A 25,172-nucleotide genomic window follows, 5' to 3' on the forward strand; every position below is an offset into this window, starting at 1 on the left:
TCTATGTGGAACGAAGCGGAGCTGCTTCGCAAACATAGTCTCAAGCGGCCATGCTTGCGAAGCAGTTTTGCTCCCCAAAGGCGGGTGGACTGTTTTGCGTTTTTTCTCTCTTATCAAGTTCAGGAGGTGTGCCATGCTTCGCTACATCACGCGGCGTTTGGTTTACATGATAATCACACTATGGCTGATCGTCACCTTCACGTTTGTGCTCATGAAAAATTTGCCGGGCGACCCGTTTGGGGAAGATTCGACGAAAATGACGGCCGAAGCAAGAAAAGTGCTGTATGCCCAGTACGGCTTGGACAAGCCGCTTTGGGAGCAATATCTGAAATACATGAATAATGTCATTCACGGGGATCTTGGAGTATCGTTCCAGTTCCCGACCCGGAAAGTCACGGATATTATTCATCAAGGTTTTCCTGCTTCGCTCGAGCTTGGCTTGTGGGCTTTGCTCATTTCCATTACAATTGGTCTCATTCTTGGGATTATCGCTTCTTTGAATCATAACAAGGGCGCCGATATCGGTGCGATGTTCACGGCCGTGATCGGGATTTCGATTCCTTCCTTCGTGCTGGGGCCGCTGCTTTCTTATTTTGTGGGGGTAAAATGGGGGATTCTTCCTCCGGGCATGTGGACTGGGCCGTCCAGCCGGATTCTGCCGGCCATCGCACTCTCCTTCGGTACGATAGCGATTCTAGCGAGGCTCATGCGAACGTCGATGCTTGATGTGCTGAATCAGGATTATATCAAGACGGCCAAGGCCAAAGGCTTGTCCCAAAGCTCCATCGTTGTTCGACATACGCTTCGTAATGCCATACTTCCTGTCGTTACGGTGCTCGGTCCGATCTTCGTCAATCTGATCACAGGTACTTTGGTCATCGAGCAGGTATTCGTCGTTCCGGGACTCGGCCGGCATTTCGTACAGTCGATCTATTCGAACGACTATACTATGATTACCGGTTTGACCATTTTTTATTCCGTGCTGCTGGTCAGCATTTTGTTCATCACCGATATCATTTACGGATTTATTGATCCTCGGATCAGGCTGTCCAAAGGAGGTTCGAAGTAATGGAAATGTCCAAAGATCTCTTCCAGCCGCTTCCGAAAGAAGGCCAATCGAAAGAAGTCATCGTCCGGCCTTCGTTGACCTATTGGCAGGACGCTTGGCGCCGGCTTAAGAAGAACAAGCTGGCCATGTTCGGACTGATTACGCTTATTACCTTGATCGTGCTCGCCATCTTCGGGCCGCTTCTTTCCAAATATGATTACGCCACACAGGTGTATGAGATTAAAAACCAGCCGCCTTCCGCCGCTCATTGGTTCGGAACGGACGACTTCGGACGGGACTTGTGGGTCAGGGTATGGTGGGGCATGCGGATCTCGCTTCTGATCGGGATTACCGCAGCGCTTCTTGACCTGGCGCTCGGCGTTATTTACGGCGGCGTATCCGCTTACTATGGCGGCCGCGTCGATGACATCATGCAGCGCATTATTGAAATTGTTTACTCCATTCCGTTCCTGCTGATCTCGATTCTCCTCATTATCGTGATCGGTCCGGGCTTCAAGACGATCATTATCGCTTACGCCATCACCGGCTGGGTGCCGATGGCCCGGCTTGTGCGGGGCCAGATTCTGACCTTGAAGGAGCAGGAATACGTGCTTGCGGCACGGACGCTCGGCGCCGGCGGCGCACGCATAATTTTAAAGCATCTGGTGCCTAAAGCGCTGGGGATTATTATCGTACAAATTACGTTTATAGTGCCGTCGGCCATATTCGTTGAGTCGTTCCTCAGCTTTATCGGTCTCGGGATTCGCGTGCCGCTCGCATCGCTCGGTTCCTTGCTGTCCGACGGGGCGAATAATATTCGTCTTTATCCGCACCGCGTCATTTTCCCAACGATCCTGTTCAGCTTGATACTGATGAGCTTCAACCTGCTCGGCGACGGGCTGCGCGATGCGCTGGATCCGAAGATGCGGAAGTAGTTTGTACGGCTTCTGACATGAGCCCATCATGCAAGAGCATCACCAGGAGGTGTTAATCCATGAGTCAAAATATATTGGAAGTCAAGGACCTCAAGGTATCCTTCTCAACCTATGTCGGAGAGGTCCAGGCCGTTCGCGGCGTTTCGTTTCATCTGAAGAAAGGGGAAGTGCTGGCTATCGTGGGTGAATCCGGGTGCGGTAAATCCGTAACGGCGCAAACGATCATGCGGCTAATCCCCTCGCCTCCAAGTGTCATTAAAGGAGGCTCCATCCTGTTCGACGGCAAAACCGAAATCACGAAGGTATCGAACCGTCAAATGGAGAAAATCCGCGGCTCCGAAATGGGCATGATTTTCCAGGATCCGATGACTTCCTTGAACCCGACCATGACGGTCGGCAAGCAAATTACGGAAGGTCTGATCAAGCATCAAGGCCTCAAGAAAGAAGAGGCGGACAAGCGCGCTCTTGAGATTTTGAAGCTTGTGGGAATCTCGAATCCGGAAGGCCGGATGGTTCAATATCCGCATGAATTTTCCGGCGGGATGCGGCAGCGCGTGATGATCGCCATCGCCTTGGCCTGCCGGCCGAAGCTTCTGATCGCCGACGAGCCGACAACCGCGCTCGACGTGACGATTCAAGCGCAAATCATCGACTTGATGAAGGAGCTCTCGGAGAAAACCGAGGCGTCCATTATTGTCATTACACACGACCTTGGGGTCGTGGCGGAAATGGCTCAACGCGTCATCGTCATGTATGCGGGCAAAGTGGTGGAGCAAGGAACGGTAGACGAGCTGTTCTACGATCCGAAGCATCCATACACTTGGGGCCTGCTTCGCTCGATTCCGCGTCTGGACCAGGAGAAGGAGAGCGACCTGGTGCCGATTCCGGGCACGCCGCCGGATCTGTTCGCGCCACCGAAGGGCTGTGCCTTCGCCGCGCGCTGTCCTTACGCGATGAAAGCCTGCGTGGAGGTTGATCCGGAGCATACGACGCTGTCGGAGACGCACTCGGCCGCCTGCTGGCTGCTGCATCCCGATGCGCCTAAAGTGGAACGTCCAGTGGAAGTGGGAGGTGGACATCGATGAGCAGCAAGCCGTTGCTTGAGGTACGCAACTTGAAAAAGCATTTTAATCTCGGCGGAGGCAAGATCCTCAAAGCCGTAGACAATATGAACTTTACGATCAACCGCGGCGAAACGTTCGGTCTCGTAGGGGAGTCCGGCTGCGGTAAATCGACGGCCGGACGTACGATCATTCGCTTGTACGAGGCTACGGACGGGGAAGTGATGTTTGGCGGAGAGAACGTCCACAAGCTGCGCGGCAGCAAGCAGCAGGAATTCCGCCGTCAAATGCAGATGGTATTCCAGGATCCGTATGCTTCACTCAATCCCAGGATGACGGTCGGCAACATTATTGCCGAAGGGATCGACATCCACAGCTTGTCCTCCGGCAAAGCCCGCAAGGAGCGGGTATTCGAGCTGCTGCGCGCCGTCGGCTTGAACGACGAGCATGCGAACCGCTTCCCGCACGAATTCTCGGGCGGTCAGCGTCAGCGGATCGGGATTGCGCGGGCGCTCGCGATCGAGCCGCAATTCATTATTGCGGACGAGCCGATCTCGGCCTTGGACGTATCCGTACAAGCGCAGGTTGTCAACTTGTTCAAGAACCTGCAGAAGGAACACGGCCTTACTTATTTATTCATCGCGCATGACCTGGCGATGGTGAAGCATATTTCGGATCGCATCGGGGTGATGTACCTCGGCAAGCTGGTCGAGGTAACGACAGCGAACGAGCTGTATGCGAAGCCGCTGCATCCGTATACGCAGTCGCTGCTGTCCGCGATTCCGATTCCGGATCCGGAGATCGAACGCACGCGTGAACGCATCATTCTGCAGGGCGAAATTCCAAGCCCGCTGAACCCGCCAAGCGGCTGTCCGTTCCGGACGCGCTGCCCGAAGGCGATGCCGGAATGCGCGGCCTCCATGCCGGAGTTCAAAGAAGTGGAGCCCGGCCATTTTACCGCTTGTCATTTGTATTAATCCAAGGAAGCCTCCCGGACCCGCTGTCCGGGAGGTTTTTGTATGCAGAAGCTGCTGCAGGAAGCAAAGTGCTTGTCAGTGTAGCAGGAGCAGGTGACCTCCCGTGCGCAAAAGTATGTCTTAGCACAGATCTCTTTTGACGATTTCCGGGATCATGTGTACAATAAAGGAGGCTTCCCTGCAACAAATGGGAAGTGGCTTGAAATACATAAGAAAGCGTGGCGCTGCAGGATGAGGATGGAAGTATTTCATTGGAATTCCGGCCAGCCTTTGACGGAAGACTATTTGCAAAGATATGGGAATACAGAGCCGCTGTATGAATACGAGCCCTTTCAGACGGACAGCTGGAAGCGGAGGGCGGAGTGGCTCGATACGAAGCGCGCCTTCGGAGCGGACAGAGGCGCGCTCGCGGATGCGCTGAAGCGGTTCAATGAGAAGGCCGGTGCGGCACCGGAGGCTTTGGCGGCGATTGAAGCTCTTCGAGATCCCGGGACGCTCGCCATTGTGGGCGGACAGCAAGCCGGCCTGTTCACAGGCCCGCTGCTCGTCATTTACAAAGCGGTTACGATCATCCGGGAAGCGAAGCGTGCTTCCGAACTGCTGAACCGCCGGGTGGTGCCCGTGTTCTGGATCGCGGGCGAGGATCATGATTTTGACGAGGTCAATCATGTAATCGCCTTAACGCCGGAGCTGGAACTTAACCGAATCAAGTTGGAGCATCCTACGGGCCTGCGCACGTCGGTAAGCCGAACGCCGATATCGGCGGAGCAGTGGGAAGACGCGATCGGGCAGTTGGATACGACCCTGATTCCGACCGAATTCAAGGCCGGGCTGCTGGAGTCTCTTCGGGCTTTGGCGGCAAAATCGGATACGCTGGTCGATTTGTTTGCCGGGCTGCTCGCTTCGCTGTTCAGCCGTTACGGTTTAATTCTCGTCGACTCGGACGATCCGGGACTGCGCCGGCTTGAAGGGCCGATGTTCCGGACTTTGCTGGAACGGAACGGCGAATTGGGGCAGGCGCTGAAGGAAGCTAAGGCCGAGCTCGTCCGCTTGGGCTATGAACCGCAGGCGGAAGTCTCGGAGCGGAGCGCCAATTTGTTCGTATTCGATCCTGAAGAGCGCATTCTGCTGTATCAGTCGGAATCCGGCGGGTTTACGGACCGGAAGGAAGAACGGCACTACAGTCTCGAGGGGCTTCTCGATTGGGCGGAAACCGCTCCGGAGCGGTTAAGCAACAACGTTATGACCCGGCCGCTGATGCAGGATTATCTGTTCCCCGTGCTAGGCGCGGTGCTCGGTTCCTCGGAAATCGCTTATTGGGGGTTGACCCGAAGAGCGTTCGAGCTCTTTGGCATGAATATGCCGATTCTGATTCCCCGTACCGGGTACACCTTGCTGGAAGGGACGGTACAGAAGAACATGGGCAAGTACGGATTGGCCGTGGAGGATGCGTTGTTCCGGCTTGAAGAGCGCCAGCAGGCGTGGCTGCAGGAACAAGACCGGCTGCAGCTGTCGGAGCGCTTCCAGTCCGTCAAGGAGGATTTCCGTGAGCGGTACGCTCCGCTCGTGGAGCTGCTGGGCGAGGTGAACCCGGGTCTGAAGAAGCTGGGGGATACGAATCTAAGCAAAATTTTGGAGCAGATCGATTTCCTTGAGCATAAGGCTGAGGATGCCGTCAAGTCGCAGCATGAGTCGGGCTTAAGACAATTCCAACGCGTCGGCATGTCGATTCTTCCGGACGGCAAGCCGCAGGAGCGTATCTACAATGTATTTGCTTATTTGAACAAATACGGCGAAGGCTGGCTGCAGGAGCTGCTGGATGCGTCCTATGACGTGGACGGACATCATTTTGTATGTTATATGTAAGAATAAGAAACCGCGGGCTGCCCTTGCCCATTCCTAAGGAGGATTATTGATCCATGACCAGTACCGCTGACCGAAGCATCATCCGAGATATCGCCCTGGCGCATGAAGGCCATTTGAAAATTGATTGGGTGAATGCCCATATGCCGGTGTTGAACCGGATTCGCGAGCAGTTCGAGAAGGAACAGCCGTTCAAGGGGCTCAAGGTGGCGATCTCGCTTCACTTGGAAGCGAAAACGGCTTATTTGGCGAAAGTGGTAGCTGCCGGCGGCGCCGAAGTGGCCATTTGCGGAAGCAATCCGCTGTCGACGCAGGACGATGTTTGCGCCGCGTTGGTAGAGGACGGCATTACCGTATTCGCGAAGTACAATCCGGATCCGAAGGAATATAAGGAACACATGATCAAAACGCTCGAGACGGAGCCGGATCTCATCATTGACGACGGCGGAGACCTGGTAACCATTCTGCACTCCGAGCGCCAGGATCTGCTGGCTAAAGTCCGCGGCGGCGCCGAGGAAACGACAACGGGCATTCTGCGTCTGAAATCGCTGGAGAAGGAAGGACAGCTGAAGTTCCCGATGGTGGCGGTCAATGACGCATTCTGCAAATATTTGTTCGATAACCGTTACGGAACCGGACAATCCGTATGGGACGGCATCAACCGCACGACGAACCTTGTGGTTGCAGGTAAAACCGTAGTCGTGGTCGGCTACGGCTGGTGCGGCAAAGGTGTGGCGATGCGTGCCAAGGGCCTGGGCGCCAATGTAATCGTGACGGAAATCGACGCGATCAAGGGCGTGGAGGCGTACATGGACGGATTTGCCGTCATGCCGATGAGCGAAGCGGCCAAGGTGGGCGACTTCTTCGTAACGGTCACGGGCAACCGCGACGTCATTCGCGGCGAGCATTACAAGGTCATGAAGGACGGCGCGATTCTGTCCAATGCAGGCCACTTCGACGTCGAAGTGAATAAGCCGGAGCTGGAAGCCTTGTCGGTATCGAAGCGTACCGTTCGCCGCAATATCGAAGAGTACACGCTGCAGGACGGCCGGAAGTTCTACATTTTAGCCGAAGGACGTCTCGTGAACCTGGCGGCAGGGGACGGGCATCCGGCGGAAATCATGGATATGACGTTCGCGCTTCAGGCGATGTCGCTGAAGTACGTGAACGACAACTACAAGCAAATCGGCAGCAAAGTGATCAACGTGCCTTACGAGCTGGATGAGCAGGTGGCCCGCTTCAAGCTGGCGGCGCTCGGAATCGGCATTGATTCCTTGACTTCGGAGCAGCAAGCTTACCTTGACAGTTGGGCTGAGCACTAAGATTTGACCGGCCTCTCTTCGCTAATAGCGAGGAGAGGTTTTTTTAATTGTAATAAAATTGCAACAACTCCATAATTCTCCTCGTCAGTAGGGTGCGGGCTGAATTTAATTTCGATTCGCGACTCGTATCAAGGGGGGAATCTAGATGAGGAATGCCAAAAAGAACGGAATTATGAAACGCGCGGTATCCGATCAGAGAGCGATGCGGGGTGGTGAAAGCGGCCGCGGCTGCCATGCTGCTATCGGTGTGGCTTGCGGGGTGCAGCTCCTCGCAAAGCAAGGATGCAGGCGCCGCGAAGGCCGGATCGGCGGCGATGAACTCGGCCAAGAATGACGCCGCCGCCGTCGGTACGAATAGCTCCTCCGCGACGCAGAGCGGCGCTGCGAAGGAGGCGTTACCCGCTGTCTCGCCGGGGGCGGGCTTTACCGGCAAGGACGGAGCGCCTGCCTCCGCCGATCCTTTTAGCCGCAAAATTATTTATTCGGGCCGTCTGACCATGCAGGTGGACAATTACGCCCAGAAGCAGGCGGAAGTGCAGGAAGCGGTAAAGCTGGCGGGTATGTGCTGCAGTTCAACGAGAGCGTGTCGGCTTCCGAAAAAAGCGGGAACTTGAGCATTAAAGTACCTGCTGGCGGCTTCCAATCCTTCATTGACCGGCTGGAGAAAATCAGCCCCGCGCTTCAGAAAAATCTGCAGGGACAGGACGTCACAGAGGAGTTTGTCGACCTCGATGCACGCCTTAAGGCGAAGCAGGTAGCGGAAAGCCGGCTGCTGTCCCTCATGGAGAAGGCATCCAAGACCGACGAGCTGGTCGCTTTCTCGAACGAGCTTGGCAAGGTACAGGAGGAGATAGAACGCATCAAAGGGCGCATGAGGTATTTGGAGCAAAATGTCGCTTACTCGACGATCGAGCTGCGCATCTTCCAGAAGCTCGGTTCTGCGGAGGTCATCAACGGTCAGGACCGGGGACCGTTGCTCCAGCGGGCGGGTTCTGCGCTGAACGGCACGTATGCCGTGCTGTCGCTCGTTTTCCAGTGGATCGTGATCATCCTGGCCGGCGCGCTTCCCGTCTTGATCCTTGCCCTCGTTATCGGACTTCCGGTGTGGTTCCTGCGTAGGGGGCGGAAGGAAAGGCTCTCCGATATCCGTAAAAGACTGGAAGCGGAAAACAAAAAAACGATGGAAACGCCGCTTCCGGAGGAAATGTCCAGAGAGCCGGAAGCACCGAATAAACAGGAATAGGGAGACCGAAAAAAATCCTGCTGCAGTCACATGACGCAGCAGGATTTTTTATTAATGTGGCGAAGTATTAGTGTACAAGTGGTGGAAAGTGGGGTAAAGTGGAGGAAAGGGGGTGGCGAGCGGATGTTCATGGGGGAGTATCAGCACACGATCGACGAGAAAGGCCGGATGATCGTGCCGGCCAAGTTTCGTGAAGCCCTAGGAGCGTCCTTCATCGTCACCCGCGGCTTGGATCAATGCTTGTTCGTTTATCCGAGAGAGGAATGGAGCGTGCTCGAGCAGAAGCTCAAGACGTTGTCCATGATGAAATCCGATGCCCGCGCCTTTACCCGCTTCTTCTTCTCGGGCGCCACGGAGTGCGAGCTGGACAAGCAGGGCAGGGTGAACCTGCCGAATAACTTGATTGAACATGCGAAGCTGGATAAAGATTGTGTCGTCATCGGCGTTTCCAATCGGGTGGAGATTTGGAGCAAGGCAATCTGGGAAAACTATTTCCAGCAATCGGAGGAATCGTTCAACGAGATTGCCGAGAAGCTTGTGGATTTCAACTTCGATCTGTAAGACGAAGAGCTCCAACCTTAATGCGGAGCGTATGCCCAATAACGGCATAGCGTTCTTTACAACACTCAGGAGGACCGACATCTATGTTTCATCACATCACCGTTTTGAAAGAAGAAGCAGTAGAAGGATTACATATACGACGGGACGGCGTCTACGTGGACTGTACCTTGGGAGGCGCCGGACATAGCTTTGAGATCGCTTCGCGGCTTGACGGCAGCGGCCTGCTCATCGCATTCGACCAAGACGACGTCGCGCTGGAGAATGCGGCGAAGCGGCTGGAGCCGGTAGCCGGCAAAGTGCGTCTTATCCGCAGCAATTTCCGCCATATCGAGCTTGAGCTGGCCGGCGTGCAGGAAGCGCTGCGGGACGGACGTCCGCAGGTAGACGGCATCTTGTTCGATCTCGGGGTATCCTCTCCCCAGCTCGACGAAGCGGATCGAGGCTTCAGCTATCATCACGATGCGGAGCTGGATATGCGCATGGACCGGACGGCGCCGCTCACGGCCAAGGAAATCGTGAATGAATGGACGGAGCAAGAGATCGCCAAGATCTTGTTCGAGTACGGGGAAGAGAAGTTCTCCCGGCGTATCGCGGCAAACATCGCAAGCGCCAGGGAGAAGGGGCCGATCGAGACGACCGGCCAGCTCACGGAGCTGATCAAGGAAGGGATCCCCGCGGCTGCCCGCAGAACGGGGCCTCATCCGGCCCGCCGCAGCTTTCAAGCCTTGCGGATCGCGGTAAACGACGAGCTCGGCGCCTTCGAGGACGCCCTGGAGCAATCGATCCGCTGTTTAGCGCCGGGCGGCCGCATTGCGGTCATTACGTTCCATTCCTTGGAGGATCGGATCTGCAAGCAAATCTTTAACAAGCATGTCGCGAGGTGCACCTGCCCGCCGGATTTCCCGATGTGCGTCTGCGGGAAGCCGGGTGTCCTTCAACTAGTCAATCGCAAGCCGATCGAGGCGGGCGCGGAAGAGCTGGAAGCGAACACGCGGGCCCGTTCGGCGAAGCTTAGAATAGCGGAAAAACTTTAATATTAAGGGGGAATTTCATAGTGCCAGCTTACATGCATGGAAGTTTAGCGGTGGAGCAGCGGACGGAGAGCCAACAGGTCAAACCGAAGCAGCAAGGCAAGCAGCAGCCGGTAGTACGGAGCAAGGGAATGCCTGTACAGGAAAAGCTTTTGTATCTGTTTACGGTTGCCGTCTGCGTCGTTGTTGCGGGCTTGATTATTTGGCGCTACGCTCAAATCTATGAAATGAACGCCCATATTAAGCAGATTGAAAAAGATATCAAGGTGCTGGAAGCCGAGAATATGGTGCTGAAGAAGAAGGTTAACGATCTGTCCAGCAGCGATCATCTGCTGAAGGAGGCGGACCGTCTCGGCTTCACCCGCGTGCCTGAAGCCGACCAAATGAAAGCGGCGGGAGCGGGCGGCGGCTCGGGGAAGGCCGCCAGCTCCTCCTCAAGCACGGCCAGCGCTTCTGGCGCCAAGAAAACGAAAGAACAACCATGAACCACTCCATGACTATAGGGGGAGCAAGGACATGAACAAAAAGGTAAAGCTGCGGTCGTTATTCATTGGAGGGGTATTTTCCCTCCTATTTTTTGTTGTCATAGGACGTTTATATTGGGTGCAGGTAGTAAACGGCGCCGGCCTGCTGAAGCTGGCAAGGGAAACCCAATGGGTGAGCGACAAAACCATCATGCCGGTCCGGGGATCGATTGTGGACCGCAACGATAACGTACTCGCCGAGGACGCACCTGCCTTTACGGTAGCGCTGCTGCCGAATACCATCCAGGAGCTGCATCTCGAGACGGATGTCAGCAAAGGGCTTGCCGCGATCCTCAGCGCCGCGAACAATTCGGTATCCGCTCCCGAGCTGGAAGCCAAGATCAGCGCGCTGCTCAATAAAAAGAAGGATGACGGCAAGCTGGCCGACCAGGTCGAAGTCCGCAACGAAGGCTGGAAGATCGACGTCGAGACGGCGGATAAAGTGAAAGAGCTGATCAAGCAGCTGGAACAGAAAGTCGATATGAAGAAATATAAAACGGTGGGCATTCGGCTCATTACGGAGCACAAACGCTATTATCCGGGCAAAAACTTGGCTTCTCATGTCATAGGCTACACCGATAAGCAGGGCAATCCGGCCATGGGCATGGAGAAGCAGATGGATAAGTACTTAAAGGGGGTTCCGGGCTTCCTGAACGGCTTTGAAACCGACCGTTACGGCGTGGAGCTGCCCGATTCCAAACCGCAATACCAGCCTGCGGTCAATGGCGATAATGTGCGGCTGACGATCGACAAGAACATCCAATTTTATATGGAAAGCGCGCTGGACAAGATCAATCAGCAGTTTCACCCCGTCAGCATGACGGCGATTGCTGTCGATCCGAAAACGATGGAAATTCTTGGCATGGCGAATACGCCTGATTTTAATCCGAACCAATACTGGGATACGAAGAAAACGAGCGATTTCATCAACCATGCGGTTGCGTCACAATATGAGCCGGGCTCGACCTTTAAGCTGGTCACGCTCGCGGGAACCGTGGAAGAAGGCTTGTTCAACCCGAACGATACTTATCAATCGGGTTCGATAAAAGTTCCGGGCCGCACGCTCCATGACTATAACATCACCGGTTGGGGACGTATTTCTTACCTTGAAGGATTAAAGCGCTCGAGTAACGTGGCGTTCGTCAAGCTGGGGTACGAAATGCTGGGAGAACAAAAATTAAGGCAGTATATCGACAAGTTCGGCTTCGGCGCCAAAACGGGGGTCGATATTCAGGGCGAGGTCCCCGGGATGATCAACATGAAGTATCCGGCCGAATTCGCCACCGCAACTTACGGACAAGGATTGACCGCAACCGCGATTCAGCAAACGGCGGCATATGCGGCGATAGCGAACGGCGGCAAGCTGATGTGGCCTCATATTATTAAAGATATTTATAATCCGGACACGAAGGAAGTTGTGCAGCATTTCGAGCCCCGCGTCATCCGCGAGGTGGTTTCCGAGAAGACGGCGAAGCAGGTCTCGGAATATTTGGAGCAGGTCGTTTCCGACCAGGCTATCGGCACCGGAAAGAAGGCCGCCATCGACGGCTACAGGGTTGCCGGGAAGACGGGTACGGCGAACCTGGTTATCCCCGGGGAGAAGGGCTATGCGGAAGGGCAGTGGGTCATTTCCTTCGTCGGGTATGCGCCTGCCGAGGATCCGCGCATTCTGGTAACCATCATCGCGGACCGGCCCGATCTCGGAGGGGACTTCCACCGGGGCGGCGACGTAGCTCCGCCCGCTTTTAAAGAAATCGTATCGCAGTCGCTCCGTTATATGGGCGTAGCCCCTTCCACCGCGCCGAAGCAGACGCAATCCCAAGCGCAGCAGGTGCAGGTGAACGAGAAGGATTTGACCCAGAAGGCTCCGGACTTGAACGGGCAAACGCTGGAGCAGGCGAAAGCGACGATGAACAAATACGGCGTGGTCGTCGAAGCGATCGGCAAAGGGGACAAGGTCCTCGCCCAATCTCCTGCGCCCGGAACCGAAATCGGGGGCGCCCAGCGAATGTATGTAGTGATGCAGGAGGGGAGCGACCTGCCGGTTCCGGATCTGACGGGCAAATCGCTGCGCGATGCGATGGAGGTGTGCTCTTTCCTGAAGGTGAAATGCCAAACGAACGGCGAAGGCTATGTGACCGGGCAGAGCCTGGACGGGTCCGGGGATACGCGCGTATTGACCCTGCAGCTGAAGCCTTACAGCGAGATTATTCAGGGCACGGACAGCGGCAGCGGCAGTGGCAGTGGCGGCGGAGACAAGGCGACCGGCGCAAAAGCCGACAAAGCTGTCAAGACGGAGAGCGTTCCGGCCAAGACCGGCTCGAATGCGAAATCGGCCGCCGATACATCCAAAGCCCCCGGAAAAACGGACGGCGCGTCCAAAAAAGCTCCTTAGCCCGGAGAGACAGCTTGTTCTAGTCCGGGGCCTGTCTGAATAGAGATGAGAAGAACGATTCTCTTATTCAGGAGGGGGAGCAGGCGGTCATGAGGGCATCGAACGTCACGGTTCGTCGACGACTATTCGCCGCACTGGTTATCGGAACGATTCTATTCTTCGCTCTGATCGTGCGGCTCGGCTTTTTGCAGCTATGGCTGGGGCAGGAGCTGACCGATAAAGCGGAGGATTCATGGCGCAAGAACATTCCCTTTACGGCCAAACGGGGAGAAATTCTCGACCGCAACGGCGTGCAGCTGGCCTATAATATCAGTTCGCCTACCGTGTGGGCTATTCCCGCACAAATCAAAGACCCGCAGAATACGTCTGCGCAGCTTGCGAGCCTGCTCGAAATGCCGCAGCAGACCATTTTCCAAATGATTACGAAACGGGAGCTGAACGTGAAGATCAAGCCCGGGGGGAGGAAGCTCGAACCGGAGAAGGCGCAGCAGATCCGGGATTTGAAGCTCCCGGGAATCGTTGTCGCGGAGGACAACAAACGGTATTACCCGTTCGGAGAACTGGCGGCGCATGTGCTTGGCTTCACCGGGATTGATAATCAAGGGCTTACGGGCATAGAATTGAAATATGATAAACAATTGACAGGCATTAACGGCAGCTTATCCTATTACGCGGACGCCGCGAACCGGCTCATTCCGAATTTATCCGAGGAATATAAGCAGCCGCTGGACGGATTGAACCTGCAGCTTACCATTGACAGCCATCTGCAGTCCGTGCTCGAGCGCGAGCTGGATCAGACGATGGTGAAATACCAGCCGAAGCATGCGATTGCCATCATGATGGACCCGAACAACGGCGAAATATTGGCGATGGGGTCAAGGCCCGGTTATGATCCCGGCAACTACGCCCAGTATCCGGTCGAGAATTATAATCGGAACCTGCCGATCTGGATGACCTACGAGCCGGGTTCCACATTTAAGATCATCACGCTGGCGGCAGCCCTTCAAGAGAAGAAAGTGAATTTGAACGAAGGCTTCTACGACCCTGGCTTCGTGGAGGTTGGTGGCGCAAGGCTTCGCTGCTGGAAACGGCAAGGGCACGGAAGCGAGACCTTCCTCCAGGTGGTGGAAAATTCATGCAACCCCGGCTTCGTCGCCATGGGGCAGCGGCTCGGCAAGGAAACGCTCTTCGATTACATCACCCGGTTCGGCTTCGGCAGGAAGACGGGCATCGATCTCGGCGGCGAGGAAAACGGAATCATGTTCAAGCTGTCCCGCGTCGGGCCTGTCGAGCTGGCGACGACCTCCTTCGGCCAAGGCGTATCCGTTACGCCGATTCAGCAAATTACGGCGGTATCCGCAGCGGTTAACGGCGGCAAGCTGTATAAGCCGCACGTGGCGAGGGCGTGGTACGACCCGGCTACGGGCAATCTCGTAAACACGGTACAGCCCGAGCTGGTCCGGCAGGTCATTTCGGAGGAGACGTCGAAGCAGGTTCGCTCGACGCTCGAGAGCGTCGTAGCCAACGGAACCGGACGCAACGCCTTTATTGACGGCTACCGCGTCGGCGGCAAGACCGGTACGGCGCAAAAGGTCGTTAACGGGCGCTACTCGCCGGATGAGCATATCGTGAGCTTCATCGGCTTCGCACCGGCGGACGATCCGAAGGTGGTCATCTATGCCGCGGTCGACGATCCGCAGGGCATTCAATTCGGGGGCATGATTGCCGCTCCGCTCGTCAAGAACATGATGGAGGACGCGCTCCGGTATTTGAAGGTGCCGCCCCGCAAGGACCAGATGGACAAAAAATACCAGTACGGCGACACGAAGGTCGTCGAGGTGCCGAATCTGGTAGGGATGAGCGTCACCGATATTTACGAAAATTTAAATATGAATTTCAATTTAGCCAAATCGGGAGCCGGGCAATTCGTCATCAATCAGTTGCCGAAGGCCGGCGCCAGGGTGGAGCAGGGCTCGACGATCCGGGTTTACTTGTCCGACAAGGATCCGGGGCCGCAGCCCGAAGACAGGAAGCCGCAGACAAGTCAATAGGCGGCGCCCGGTAAATGGTGGAAGGAAGGGCTGACGCATGCCCCTTCCTTCACTGATTTTTCGAATTTTGGGCTTTTCAGCGCGCATTTTTTTGTCCATAATAGATACCATGTGTAAAAATGGAGGGGGCCCTCATATGCAGCTTCAGGAGCTGGCATCGCTGCTGGCCGTGAGCCGATTGGTCGGCGACGGTACGACGGAATTTACGGGAGTGGAGACGGATTCCCGAAAGGCCGGACCCGGCAGCTTGTTCTTATGTATCCCCGGCTTCGTATCCGACGGTCACGACTATGCAGCGCAAGCCGTCAAGCAAGGAGCGGTCGCATTAGTTACGGAACGCGAGCTGCAGCTTGGCGTACCGGAGCTGATCGTGAAGAATGCAAGGCATGCCATGGCGGCCATTGCGAGCCATTATTACGGCTACCCGTCCCGGGAGCTGAAGCTGATCGGCGTCACGGGCACGAACGGCAAGACGACGACGACCTATTTATTGGAAAAAATACTTAGCGATGCGGGTTTCCAGACCGGTCTAATGGGTAACATTCATGTAAAAATCGGTTCGGACTATATCGAGAATCAAGCGACGAATACGCAGGAATCCTTGGCGCTGCAGCGCATTTTAAGAAAGATGGCCGATATCGGTACGGATTACTGCATCATGGAGGTTTCTTCTCACGGCTTGGATCTCGGGCGGGTGAAGGGCTGCAGCTTCCGTACCGGGGTGTTTACGAACCTGACTCAAGATCATTTGGATTATCACGGAACGATGGAGCGTTACCATGCGGCTAAAGGGATGCTGTTCTCAAGGCTGGGGAATGATTATACCCCCGACCCTGCGGGGCGCCGGTACGCCGTGTTGAATGCCGATGAACCGGCCTCCGAGGAGTTCGGGAAACTGACGGCAGCCGAAGTGATTACCTACGGAATCGACAACCCCGCCGCCGACGTGAGGGCGGAGAGCATCGTCATGTCTGCGCAAGGCACGACGTTTCGCTGCGTTACCTTTCGGGGTACGGCCGAATTGACGATGAAGCTGGTCGGGCGGTTTAACGTATATAATGCGCTTGGCGCCATTGCGGCGGCTTTGGCGGAAGACATTCCGCTGGAGGGCATCCTGGACAGCTTGTCGCAGGTGCATTCCGTCGAAGGCCGGATGGAGATCGTGGATGCGGGACAAGATTTTCTGGTGCTTGTCGACTACGCCCATACGCCGGACGGTCTTGAAAATGCACTGTCGACGATAAGGCAGTTCGCCGAAGGCGACGTGATCTGCGTGTTCGGCTGCGGCGGCGACCGCGACCGCGCGAAGCGGCCTTTGATGGGCGGCGTGACGGCCAAATACAGCGATTATTTGCTCGTGACGTCGGATAATCCGAGAACGGAAAATCCGGAGCAAATTTTGCGGGATATTGTGCCGGGTATCGAGGCGGCCGGATTTGACCCGGGCCGGTATACACTGAGTGTGGACCGGAAGCAGGCCATTACGGAGGCGATCCGGCGGGCCAAGCCGAAGGATATCGTATTGATTGCAGGCAAAGGGCATGAAACCTATCAGGACATCATGGGGGTCAAGCATCCGTTTGACGACCGGCGGGTAGCCGAAGAAGCCATAAGGGGACGATGACCGTGATGAATAGAACGCTTGGAGAAATTGCTTTGATGGCCGGAGGAACCTTATCGGAAGGCGTACCCTCCGACCTGCGGGTTAACGGCGTTTCCAAGGATACGAGAACGATAGAGCAGGGCGCACTCTACGTGCCGCTGATCGGAGAAGCCTTCGACGGCCATCGTTTTGTAGAGGAAGCGTTGAAGCGCGGGGCCGCCGCCTCGTTATGGCAAGCGGACCGGCCGGATGCGCCAGCAGGCGCCCCTCTGATTTATGTGAAAGATACGCTCGCTGCGCTTCAGCGGCTGGCCCGGGAATACCGCCGTCAGCTGCCGGTCCGCATCGTCGGCATTACCGGAAGCAACGGAAAGACAACCACTAAGGATTTGACGGCTGCGGTTCTGTCAGCCTCGTTTCAGGTTCATAAAACGGCGGGTAATTATAACAATCATATCGGTCTACCCTTGACGCTGCTAGGTCTGAACGAAGAAACGGAGATTGCGGTGCTGGAGATGGGCATGAGCGGAAGAGGCGAGATCGAGTTGCTCTCCCGATTGGCCGAACCTGAGGTGGCCGTCATTACGAATATCGGTGAAGCCCATCTGCTCCAGCTGGGCTCGCGCAAAGAAATCGCGAGAGCCAAAACCGAGATTCTGGTCGGGCTTCAGCCGGATGGGCTCTTGATCTATAACGGCGACGAGCCGCTGATTGAGGAAGTGCTGCCGGAGTTGGCCGAGCCGGGCCGTATGAATGCGGCCGCTTACCGGAAGCTTCGGTTCGGTGCGGAACCGGATAATGCCTACTTCCCGGCGGACGTCAGCATGGATTCGGCCGGGTCCCATTTTCATCTGGGCGGAGACGATACGGACTATTACGTCCCGCTGCCCGGCGCGCACAATGTGGTAAACGCGCTGGCTGCGATTGCGGTTGGGCGCCATTTCGGAATGCAGCCGGCGGACGTCGCGCGCGGGCTTTCTCAAGCGGAGCTGACGGGAATGCGTATCGAGGTTTTGTCCGCTCCAAGCGGGCTGACCATCCTGAACGACGCTTACAACGCGAGCCCCACCTCCATGCGCGCCGCGATCGCTTTATTGCATGAGCTGACCGGCTATGAGCGGAAATACGCCGTGCTCGGGGATATGCTGGAGCTTGGCGACCGGGAAGCGGAGTTTCACCGGGGAGTAGGCGCCATGCTGGATCCGGAGCGGGTCGAAGTGGTATATCTGTATGGGCCGTTGTCCGTTCATACGGCCGAAGGGCTCAAGGAGCGTTTTCCGGCCGACCGGGTCCGTTATTATGAAGATAAAGAGGCCTTGGCAGAGGCGCTGAAGCTGGCGGCCGGACCGAAGGACGTCGTGCTGATCAAGGGCTCGCGCGGCATGCGGATGGAGCAGACGGCAGTCTTTCTTATGCAATCGGGGGGGTAAATCATTGTGGATTTCGGTATTGTCTTAATTACATTAGGCGTGTCTTTTTTGCTTGCGATTATTATGGGGCCGCTCTTCATACCGCTGCTTCGGCGGCTCAAGTTCGGGCAGCAGATTCGTACGGACGGCCCGCAGGGCCATTTGAAGAAGGCTGGCACGCCGACGATGGGCGGCATCATTATTATGCTCGCGCTGGCGCTGGCGGTGCTCCGTTTCGGAGAAAAGAATATGCAAACGGTCATTTTACTCATTGCTTCGCTTGGCTACGGCTTTATCGGATTTTTGGACGATTATATCAAAATTTTGTTCAAACGGTCGCTCGGTTTAACCGCCAAGCAGAAGCTGGCGGGCCAGCTGCTCGTGTCGATTGTCGTATGCGTGCTGCTGGTTCAATCCGGACATGCGACCGAGCTTCGCTTGCCTTATTTCGACGTATCGTTCTCGCTCGGCTGGCTCTACTTTCCGTTCGTTGTTCTCTTGATGCTAGGAACCTCCAACGCGGTTAATTTCACGGATGGCCTTGACGGTCTCCTGGCGGGGACGAGCGCGATCGCCTTCGGAGCTTACGCCGTGATCGCTCTGAACAACACGCAGCCGAATGTGGCGATTTTCTCGGCGGCCATGGTCGGCGCGGTGCTGGGCTTCCTGGTGTTCAACGCCCATCCCGCCAAGGTATTCATGGGGGATACCGGCTCGCTCGGGATCGGCGGAGGATTGGCGGCGGTTGCGATTCTGACGAAAGCGGAGCTTGTGCTCGCCTTAATCGGAGGCGTCTTTCTAGTTGAGATATTGTCCGTCATCATTCAGGTGGTTTCCTTTAAAACGAGAGGCAAGCGCGTATTCAAAATGAGCCCGATTCACCACCATTTCGAGCTGACCGGATGGTCGGAGTGGCGCGTCGTCATTTCATTCTGGGCGGCCGGTCTCGTGCTGGCTGGGATCGGACTTTACATTAATGAGGTGTTGTAGTCATGGAGCATCCGTCTAATTACCGCGACCGTCAGGTCGTCATTCTGGGCCTGGCGCGCAGCGGCGTCGCCGTGGCGAAGCTGTTTCACGAAGCCGGTGCGATCGTCACCGTCAATGATAAGAAAGAACGTTCCTTATGCCCTGAGGCCGACGAACTGGAGGCTCTGGGTATTTCTGTTGTATGCGGAAGCCATCCGGCTAGTCTCGTACATAGCGGTGTGGCGCTGGTCGTCAAAAATCCGGGTATTCCTTACCACGTCGAGCCGGTAGAGCGTGCCGGTCAGCTTGGCATCGAGGTCGTGACGGAGGTGGAGGTCGCTTACTTCATCTGCAAGGCGCCGATCATCGGCATCACCGGCTCCAACGGCAAGACGACGACCACGACTTGGACCGGCCTGATGCTGGAAGCCGCCGGGCTGAAGCCCATCGTCGCCGGCAATATCGGCCGGGCACTCACCGAGGCATCGCTGGAAGCGGAGGCGGACAACCATATGGTCGTCGAGCTCAGCAGCTTCCAGCTTAAAGGCACGCGCGAGTTCGCTCCGCGGATCGGGTGTCTGCTCAACGTATACGAGACGCACCTGGATTACCACGGTACGATGAACGACTATGTGGCCTCCAAGGCCAAGCTGTTCGCAAACCAGCGGGAAGAGGATACCGCCGTATTAAACGCCGACGATCCGGCTTGCCGTCAAATTGCGGAAGGCGTTCGCGCCCGTGTGGTGCTTTTCTCGACCAGGAGCAAGCTGCAATCGGGCTTCTACGTGGAGCCTCCGCTTGCTTCGAGTCCGGATAAGGAGAAGCGGCGTCTGGTCTTCCGCGATGAACAAGGCCCGGTGCATCCGATCGTTGAGGCGAGCGAGCTCGGCATCCCGGGCAGCCACAATATCGAGAATGCGCTGGCCGCTTCGGCCATGGCTTATACGGCGGGAGCCCCCCTTCACGTCATTGCCAAGGTGCTGAAGGAATTCCGCGGGGTGGAGCATCGGCTGGAATTCGTAAGAGAGAGGGACGGTGTGCAATTCTACAACGATTCCAAAGCGACCAATCCGACAGCTACCGTCAAAACGATCGAGTCGTTCAAGCAGGACATTGTGCTTATCGCAGGGGGGCTCGACCGGGGCTCCGATTATATGGAGCTGCTGCCGGCGTTCCAGCGGCAGGTGAAAGCGATCGTCGCCCTGGGGGAAACGAGGGAAAAAATCGCCCGCGTCGCCAAGCTCGCAGGCATGAGCCGGGTGAAAACCGTCGATACTGCTAACAATGCGCAGGTCGCGCTGACGGAGGCGGTTCAAGAAGCGTCGGCCATGGCCGAGGCCGGAGACATAGTCCTCTTATCTCCGGCATGCGCCAGCTGGGACATGTTCCCTTCCTATGAGGAGCGGGGAAGAATGTTTAAGGAGTCCGTGCATAACCTTTAAACAGGGGGACCAAGCCTCCCCCTAATCCAAGATAAGGTTAGAGGTGTGGCGCTATGGTCAAAGCCCGGTCGAATCCGGATTTGCTGCTGCTCGGCTCCACGCTGGCATTGCTGGCCATCGGCGTAGTGATGGTTTACAGCGCCAGCGCCGTGCTGGCTTTCCGCGAACACGGAGATGCGTTGTTTTATTTGAAGCGGCAGGGACTGTTCGCCGCATTGGGCATTATTGCCATGGTATTCACGATGAACGCCGACTATTGGATCTGGAAGAAGTACGCGAAGATCATCCTGATCGTCTGTTCCGTGCTGCTCGTGGCGGTGCTCATTCCCGGAATCGGCGTTGTGCGGGGCGGCGCGAGAAGCTGGCTCGGCATCGGCTCCTTCGGCATCCAGCCGTCGGAATTTATGAAGATGGGCATGATCATTTTCTTATCCAAGTGGCTCTCGGAGCGCCAAAACACAATCACTCTGTTCACCAAAGGCCTCCTTCCGCCGCTCGCTCTCGTCGGAGCCGCGTTCGGATTCATCATGCTGCAGCCGGACCTCGGCACAGGGGCGGTGTTGGTAGGCGCATCGCTGCTGATCATCTATACGGCAGGTGCGAGGCTTCTGCACTTATCTTACCTTGGACTGGTCGGCATCGCCGGCTTCATCGGTTTAATTATCGCCGCGCCGTACCGGCTCAAGCGGATTACCGCCTTCCTTGATCCGTGGCAGGACCCGCTCGGCGCCGGGTACCAGGCGATTCAGTCGCTTTATGCGATCGGTCCGGGCGGGCTCGTAGGCTTGGGTCTGGGCATGAGCCGGCAAAAATACAGCTATCTTCCGGAACCGCAAACGGATTTTATTTTCTCTATCGTAGCCGAAGAGCTAGGTTTTATCGGAGGCTCTTTGGTATTGCTGCTTTTCACGCTGGTGCTGTGGAGGGGCATGCGCACCGCGATCACGGCTCCCGATACGTTCGGCAGCCTGCTGGCTACCGGAATTGTCGGCATGATCGCAGTCCAGGTCATCATCAATATTGGCGTGGTGATCGGCATGTTTCCGGTAACGGGCATTACGCTGCCTCTGATCAGCGCGGGCGGCTCTTCTTTAACGTTGATGCTGACCTCGATCGGCGTGCTTCTTAACATTTCCCGATATTCGAGGTGACCATTTATGAAAACAATCGTCTTTACCGGAGGCGGCTCGGCCGGCCATGTGACCCCTAATCTGGCGATCATGGCGAAGCTGAAGACCGCAGGCTGGAAGATGGAATATATCGGCTCGAGAGACGGGATCGAGAGGGAGATTATCGAGCATGAAGGTATCCCGTTTCACCATATCGCATCCGGCAAGCTGCGCCGTTATTTTGATTTGAAAAACTTCAAGGACCCGTTCCGCGTGCTCCAGGGAGTAGGTCAAGCCTACCGTCTGCTGAGGCGCATTAAGCCGGATATCGTCTTCTCCAAAGGCGGCTTCGTGTCCGTTCCGGTAATCCTTGCCAGCCGTTTGAACGGCATTCCCGTGCTGTGCCACGAGTCGGATTTAACGCCGGGTCTCGCCAACAAAATTACGACCCCGTTCGCTTCCCGCATCTGCGTCACCTTTCCGGAAACGCTCCAGTATGTCCATAAAGAAAAAGCGCAGTGCACCGGGCTGCCCATCCGCGATTTCATCCTGCAGGGCAAGGCGTCCAAGGGGATCGCGCTTTGCGATTTTCATACTCAGAAGCCGGTTCTGCTTATTATGGGCGGGAGCCTGGGGGCCCAGCGCATCAACGAGACGATCCGCGAATCGCTTCCCGCACTTCTCGAGCGCTTCCAGATCATTCATATTTGCGGCAAAGGCCATGTGGATTCCGCTCGCAGAGCCAGGGGGTACAAGCAGTTCGAGTATGTCAAGGACGAGCTTCCCGATTTGCTCGCTTGCGCGGATCTCGTCATTTCCCGGGCCGGATCCACTTCGATTTTCGAGTTCCTTGCCCTTCGCAAACCGATGCTGCTCATTCCGCTCACCCGTCAAGCCAGTCGGGGCGACCAAATTCTGAACGCCGAGTCGTTCGAGCGCATGAACTATGCCAGAGTGCTGTTCGAGGAGGAGCTTACGGGCGAGCGTCTGCTGGAACGGCTGACTGCGCTCCAGGCGGAGGCTCCGGGAATGAAAGAAAGCATGAGCCGAAGTCCCTTCGGCAACGGTACCGATCAAATCGTCGAATTGATCGAAAAGCACCGCCTTCGCGCCATAGAGCAAAAATGATATGGGCGATTGTCACATCCCTATCCGATTACACATAAACTACACTATAACCGTGACAGACACCTGTGCGATAGCGGCCGACGGCTACAGCTGGCGATGAAGATTTTATGGTCGCCGGCGCCGTCAGCCGATTAGGCTTGCAGACCTATCGGCAATAGCCGGACGCCCTGATGTTCTGTGAAGGAGGTTTCCCATGCAACAGGTCATTTCGGAATTGAAGAGCGGCGCATACGGCGAAATTCGCCTGAATGAACCGCTCGCCCCTTACACCACCTGGAAAATCGGAGGTCCGGCCGACCTGCTGATCATTCCCGACACCAAAGAGCAGCTTGCGGAAACCGTGAGACTTCTCAACCGTCATCAGACGCCTTGGTTTGCCTTGGGGCGGGGCTCCAACCTGCTCGTAACCGATAAAGGCATCCGCGGCGCGGTCATCAAGCTGGGAGAATCGCTGGAAACGCTGCGATTCGAGGGGGAAAAGGCGATTGCCGGCGGCGCTTACTCGCTTATCAAATTGTCGGTGATGGCCGGCAAAGAGGGGCTAACCGGATTTGAATTCGCCGGAGGCATTCCGGGTACCGTGGGAGGCGCCGTTTACATGAACGCGGGGGCGCACGGGTCAGATGTGTCGCGCATTTTACAGCAAGCTGAAGTGTTGCTCCCGACAGGGGAGTTGGTCTTGCTGCAGAAGGATGACCTCGAATATGGCTACCGGCATTCGAAGCTCCACCGCCAGCCGGCGATCGTAACGGAGGCTGTATTCCAGCTGAAGTACGGCGACCGCAAAGAAATTATCGGCACGACGGCCGCTTACAAGGAACGCCGTTTGCGGACGCAGCCTCTCCAGCTTGCATGCGCCGGCAGCGTCTTCCGGAATCCGGAGGGCACCTTTGCCGCCAAGCTGATCGAAGAGGCGGGGCTGAAGGGCCACAAGGTCGGAGGAGCCGAGGTTTCACCGCTGCATGCCAACTTTATTGTCAATACCGGGCAAGCTTCGGCACTAGATGTGCTAACCCTCATCGAGCAAGTGAAAGACGCCGTCGACAGCAGGTTCGGCGTCAAGCTTGTACCTGAAGTCATGGTGGTGGGGGAGCGGTAAATCGGAGGTGGGACTTTGGAAAAGTTGGTTATCGAAGGCGGGAAACCTCTATCGGGAGCCATCACGATTCATGGTGCTAAGAACGCCGCACTGCCCATATTGGCGGCCAGCATTATGGCCGAAGGCACGATTCGTATTCAGAATGTGCCGGATTTATCCGATATACACGTTATGCTCGGAATTCTGACCGCGCTGGGTTGCAATGCCGAATACGAGGGGGATACGGTTACTCTCCACACGGATTCGGTGCATCAATTCCACATCCCGGAAAGTCTGATGAGCCAGATGCGCTCCTCGATCTTTCTGATGGGTCCGCTGCTTGCGCGGCTCGGAAGGGTAGAGCTGTATCAGCCGGGCGGCTGCGCCATAGGGGAACGAAAGATTGATCTGCACTTAAGCGGACTCACCGCTCTGGGTGCGACGATTGATGAGACGGAAGGCCGCATCGTATGCACGGCTCAGGAACTGCGGGGAGCGGAAATCGTGCTCGATTATCCAAGTGTGGGCGCGACAGAGAACATTATGATGGCTGCCGTTATGGCGCGCGGAATGACGACCATATCCAACGCGGCGCGCGAGCCGGAAATTCAAGATTTGCAAAACTTCCTTAACGCCATGGGGGCGAAAATCATTGGCGCCGGCACGGATACGATCACCATTGAGGGCGTTTCCGAGCTGCTCCCTTGTACTTACCGTATCATCCCCGATCGCATTGTGGCGGGAACAATGATGATTGCCGCTGCCGTTACGAGAGGGAATGTTACGCTGGAGCGGATTTGCCCTGCCCATTTGACGTCGGCCATTCACGTCTTGAAGCGGGCGGGTGTTCAAATTATAATCGACGGTGATATAATGAACGTGTGTGCCCGCACTCGTCCGAGGTCCGTCGAACGGATTGTGACTTCTCCTTATCCGTCGTTTCCTACGGATTTGCAGTCCCAGATCATGGTGCTGCTGAGCTTGGCGGATGGGGTCAGCATTTTGAAGGAAACCGTTTTCGAGGGCCGCTTTAAACATGTTGACGAATTGTCCCGCATGGGCGCGGACATTCGGGTGGATTTGAATTCGGCATTTATCCGGGGCGTGCCCAGGCTGTACGGCGCTACCGTAGAGGCAACCGATCTGCGGGCCGGAGCCGCGCTGGTCATTGCCGGACTGGCAGCGCAAGGCACCACGATCATTGAGCAAATTCATCATATTGACCGCGGCTATGACCGCATCGAAGTGATGCTGGGCCGGCTCGGCGCAAGCATCCACCGCTCTTCGCCGGTTACGGCGCCCGTACCGACGGAATAATCCATACCTATTCCTATGCGCATTACCGCTGAAATATCCCTTTTCCGTCCGCGGAAACGGGACTTCGGCGGTTTACATAACGTTTGTATCTTCATTTGAACCAATG

General features: G+C 56.3%; 21 protein-coding genes. All 21 read left to right on the plus strand.

What is annotated here, in order from left to right; all coding sequences use genetic code 11:
* Positions 1-133: 133 nt before the first annotated feature.
* The 21 genes from O9H85_RS01925 (at position 134) to murA (ending at position 25,066) form a co-directional block, all read left to right on the plus strand.
* A complete protein-coding gene (locus tag O9H85_RS01925; RefSeq protein WP_269879578.1) occupies positions 134-1,069 on the plus strand; it encodes an ABC transporter permease in 936 nt (311 codons plus the stop codon).
* Complete coding sequence (locus O9H85_RS01930; protein ID WP_269879580.1) at positions 1,069-1,983, plus strand: ABC transporter permease; 915 nt, start codon at positions 1,069-1,071, stop codon at positions 1,981-1,983. The genes O9H85_RS01925 and O9H85_RS01930 overlap by 1 nt, the downstream gene beginning before the upstream one ends.
* A 59-nt stretch (positions 1,984-2,042) precedes the next feature.
* Positions 2,043-3,068, plus strand: coding sequence for an ABC transporter ATP-binding protein (locus tag O9H85_RS01935; RefSeq protein WP_269879581.1), 1,026 nt, complete (start codon positions 2,043-2,045; stop codon positions 3,066-3,068).
* Positions 3,065-4,021, plus strand: a complete 957-nt coding sequence (locus O9H85_RS01940) for an ABC transporter ATP-binding protein (protein ID WP_269879582.1) — start codon at positions 3,065-3,067, stop codon at positions 4,019-4,021. The genes O9H85_RS01935 and O9H85_RS01940 overlap by 4 nt, the downstream gene beginning before the upstream one ends.
* Positions 4,022-4,258: 237 nt before the next feature.
* Complete coding sequence (gene bshC / locus O9H85_RS01945) at positions 4,259-5,887, plus strand: bacillithiol biosynthesis cysteine-adding enzyme BshC (RefSeq protein WP_269879583.1); 1,629 nt, start codon at positions 4,259-4,261, stop codon at positions 5,885-5,887.
* A 53-nt stretch (positions 5,888-5,940) separates the two neighbouring features.
* Positions 5,941-7,206 (plus strand): adenosylhomocysteinase, encoded by a 1,266-nt coding sequence (locus O9H85_RS01950; RefSeq protein WP_269879584.1) that lies wholly within the window; start codon positions 5,941-5,943, stop codon positions 7,204-7,206.
* 209 nt (positions 7,207-7,415) lie between these two features.
* Positions 7,416-7,820 (plus strand): hypothetical protein, encoded by a 405-nt coding sequence (locus O9H85_RS01955; protein WP_269879586.1) that lies wholly within the window; start codon positions 7,416-7,418, stop codon positions 7,818-7,820.
* Complete coding sequence (locus O9H85_RS01960) at positions 7,769-8,449, plus strand: DUF4349 domain-containing protein (RefSeq protein WP_269879587.1); 681 nt, start codon at positions 7,769-7,771, stop codon at positions 8,447-8,449. The genes O9H85_RS01955 and O9H85_RS01960 overlap by 52 nt, the downstream gene beginning before the upstream one ends.
* Positions 8,450-8,572: 123 nt before the next feature.
* Positions 8,573-9,010, plus strand: coding sequence for a division/cell wall cluster transcriptional repressor MraZ (mraZ, locus tag O9H85_RS01965; RefSeq protein ID WP_269879813.1), 438 nt, complete (start codon positions 8,573-8,575; stop codon positions 9,008-9,010).
* 83 nt (positions 9,011-9,093) lie between these two features.
* The gene (rsmH, locus tag O9H85_RS01970; RefSeq protein WP_269879589.1) at positions 9,094-10,044 is read left to right on the plus strand and encodes a 16S rRNA (cytosine(1402)-N(4))-methyltransferase RsmH; all 951 of its coding nucleotides are present in this window, start codon (positions 9,094-9,096) and stop codon (positions 10,042-10,044) included.
* Positions 10,045-10,064: 20 nt separating this feature from the next.
* Positions 10,065-10,526, plus strand: a complete 462-nt coding sequence (locus tag O9H85_RS01975) for a septum formation initiator family protein (RefSeq protein WP_269879590.1) — start codon at positions 10,065-10,067, stop codon at positions 10,524-10,526.
* A gap of 31 nt (positions 10,527-10,557) precedes the next feature.
* On the plus strand, positions 10,558-12,960 hold the full coding sequence (locus O9H85_RS01980; RefSeq protein ID WP_269879591.1) for a penicillin-binding transpeptidase domain-containing protein: 2,403 nt from the start codon (positions 10,558-10,560) through the stop codon (positions 12,958-12,960).
* Positions 12,961-13,049: 89 nt separating this feature from the next.
* The gene (locus tag O9H85_RS01985) at positions 13,050-15,011 is read left to right on the plus strand and encodes a stage V sporulation protein D (RefSeq protein WP_269879592.1); all 1,962 of its coding nucleotides are present in this window, start codon (positions 13,050-13,052) and stop codon (positions 15,009-15,011) included.
* Positions 15,012-15,147: 136 nt separating this feature from the next.
* Positions 15,148-16,635: a UDP-N-acetylmuramoyl-L-alanyl-D-glutamate--2,6-diaminopimelate ligase gene (locus O9H85_RS01990; RefSeq protein WP_269879593.1), complete on the plus strand. Its 1,488-nt coding sequence runs from the start codon at positions 15,148-15,150 to the stop codon at positions 16,633-16,635.
* Positions 16,636-16,637: 2 nt separating this feature from the next.
* Positions 16,638-18,044, plus strand: coding sequence for a UDP-N-acetylmuramoyl-tripeptide--D-alanyl-D-alanine ligase (locus O9H85_RS01995; RefSeq protein ID WP_269879594.1), 1,407 nt, complete (start codon positions 16,638-16,640; stop codon positions 18,042-18,044).
* A gap of 6 nt (positions 18,045-18,050) precedes the next feature.
* The gene (gene mraY / locus O9H85_RS02000) at positions 18,051-19,013 is read left to right on the plus strand and encodes a phospho-N-acetylmuramoyl-pentapeptide-transferase (protein WP_269879595.1); all 963 of its coding nucleotides are present in this window, start codon (positions 18,051-18,053) and stop codon (positions 19,011-19,013) included.
* Between the two features lie 2 nt (positions 19,014-19,015).
* On the plus strand, positions 19,016-20,434 hold the full coding sequence (gene murD / locus O9H85_RS02005; RefSeq protein WP_269879596.1) for a UDP-N-acetylmuramoyl-L-alanine--D-glutamate ligase: 1,419 nt from the start codon (positions 19,016-19,018) through the stop codon (positions 20,432-20,434).
* A 53-nt stretch (positions 20,435-20,487) separates the two neighbouring features.
* Positions 20,488-21,585 carry a stage V sporulation protein E gene (gene spoVE / locus O9H85_RS02010; RefSeq protein ID WP_269879597.1) on the plus strand — a complete coding sequence of 366 codons (1,098 nt, stop codon included), beginning with the start codon at positions 20,488-20,490 and terminating at the stop codon, positions 21,583-21,585.
* Between the two features lie 6 nt (positions 21,586-21,591).
* Positions 21,592-22,671, plus strand: coding sequence for an undecaprenyldiphospho-muramoylpentapeptide beta-N-acetylglucosaminyltransferase (locus O9H85_RS02015; RefSeq protein ID WP_269879598.1), 1,080 nt, complete (start codon positions 21,592-21,594; stop codon positions 22,669-22,671).
* Positions 22,672-22,864: 193 nt separating this feature from the next.
* Positions 22,865-23,770 carry a UDP-N-acetylmuramate dehydrogenase gene (murB, locus tag O9H85_RS02020; protein ID WP_269879599.1) on the plus strand — a complete coding sequence of 302 codons (906 nt, stop codon included), beginning with the start codon at positions 22,865-22,867 and terminating at the stop codon, positions 23,768-23,770.
* Positions 23,771-23,785: 15 nt separating this feature from the next.
* Positions 23,786-25,066 carry a UDP-N-acetylglucosamine 1-carboxyvinyltransferase gene (gene murA, locus O9H85_RS02025; RefSeq protein ID WP_269879600.1) on the plus strand — a complete coding sequence of 427 codons (1,281 nt, stop codon included), beginning with the start codon at positions 23,786-23,788 and terminating at the stop codon, positions 25,064-25,066.
* Positions 25,067-25,172 lie beyond the last annotated feature (106 nt).

It is taken from the genome of Paenibacillus gyeongsangnamensis, assembly GCF_027533625.1.
GTDB lineage: Bacteria > Bacillota > Bacilli > Paenibacillales > NBRC-103111 > Paenibacillus_G > Paenibacillus_G gyeongsangnamensis.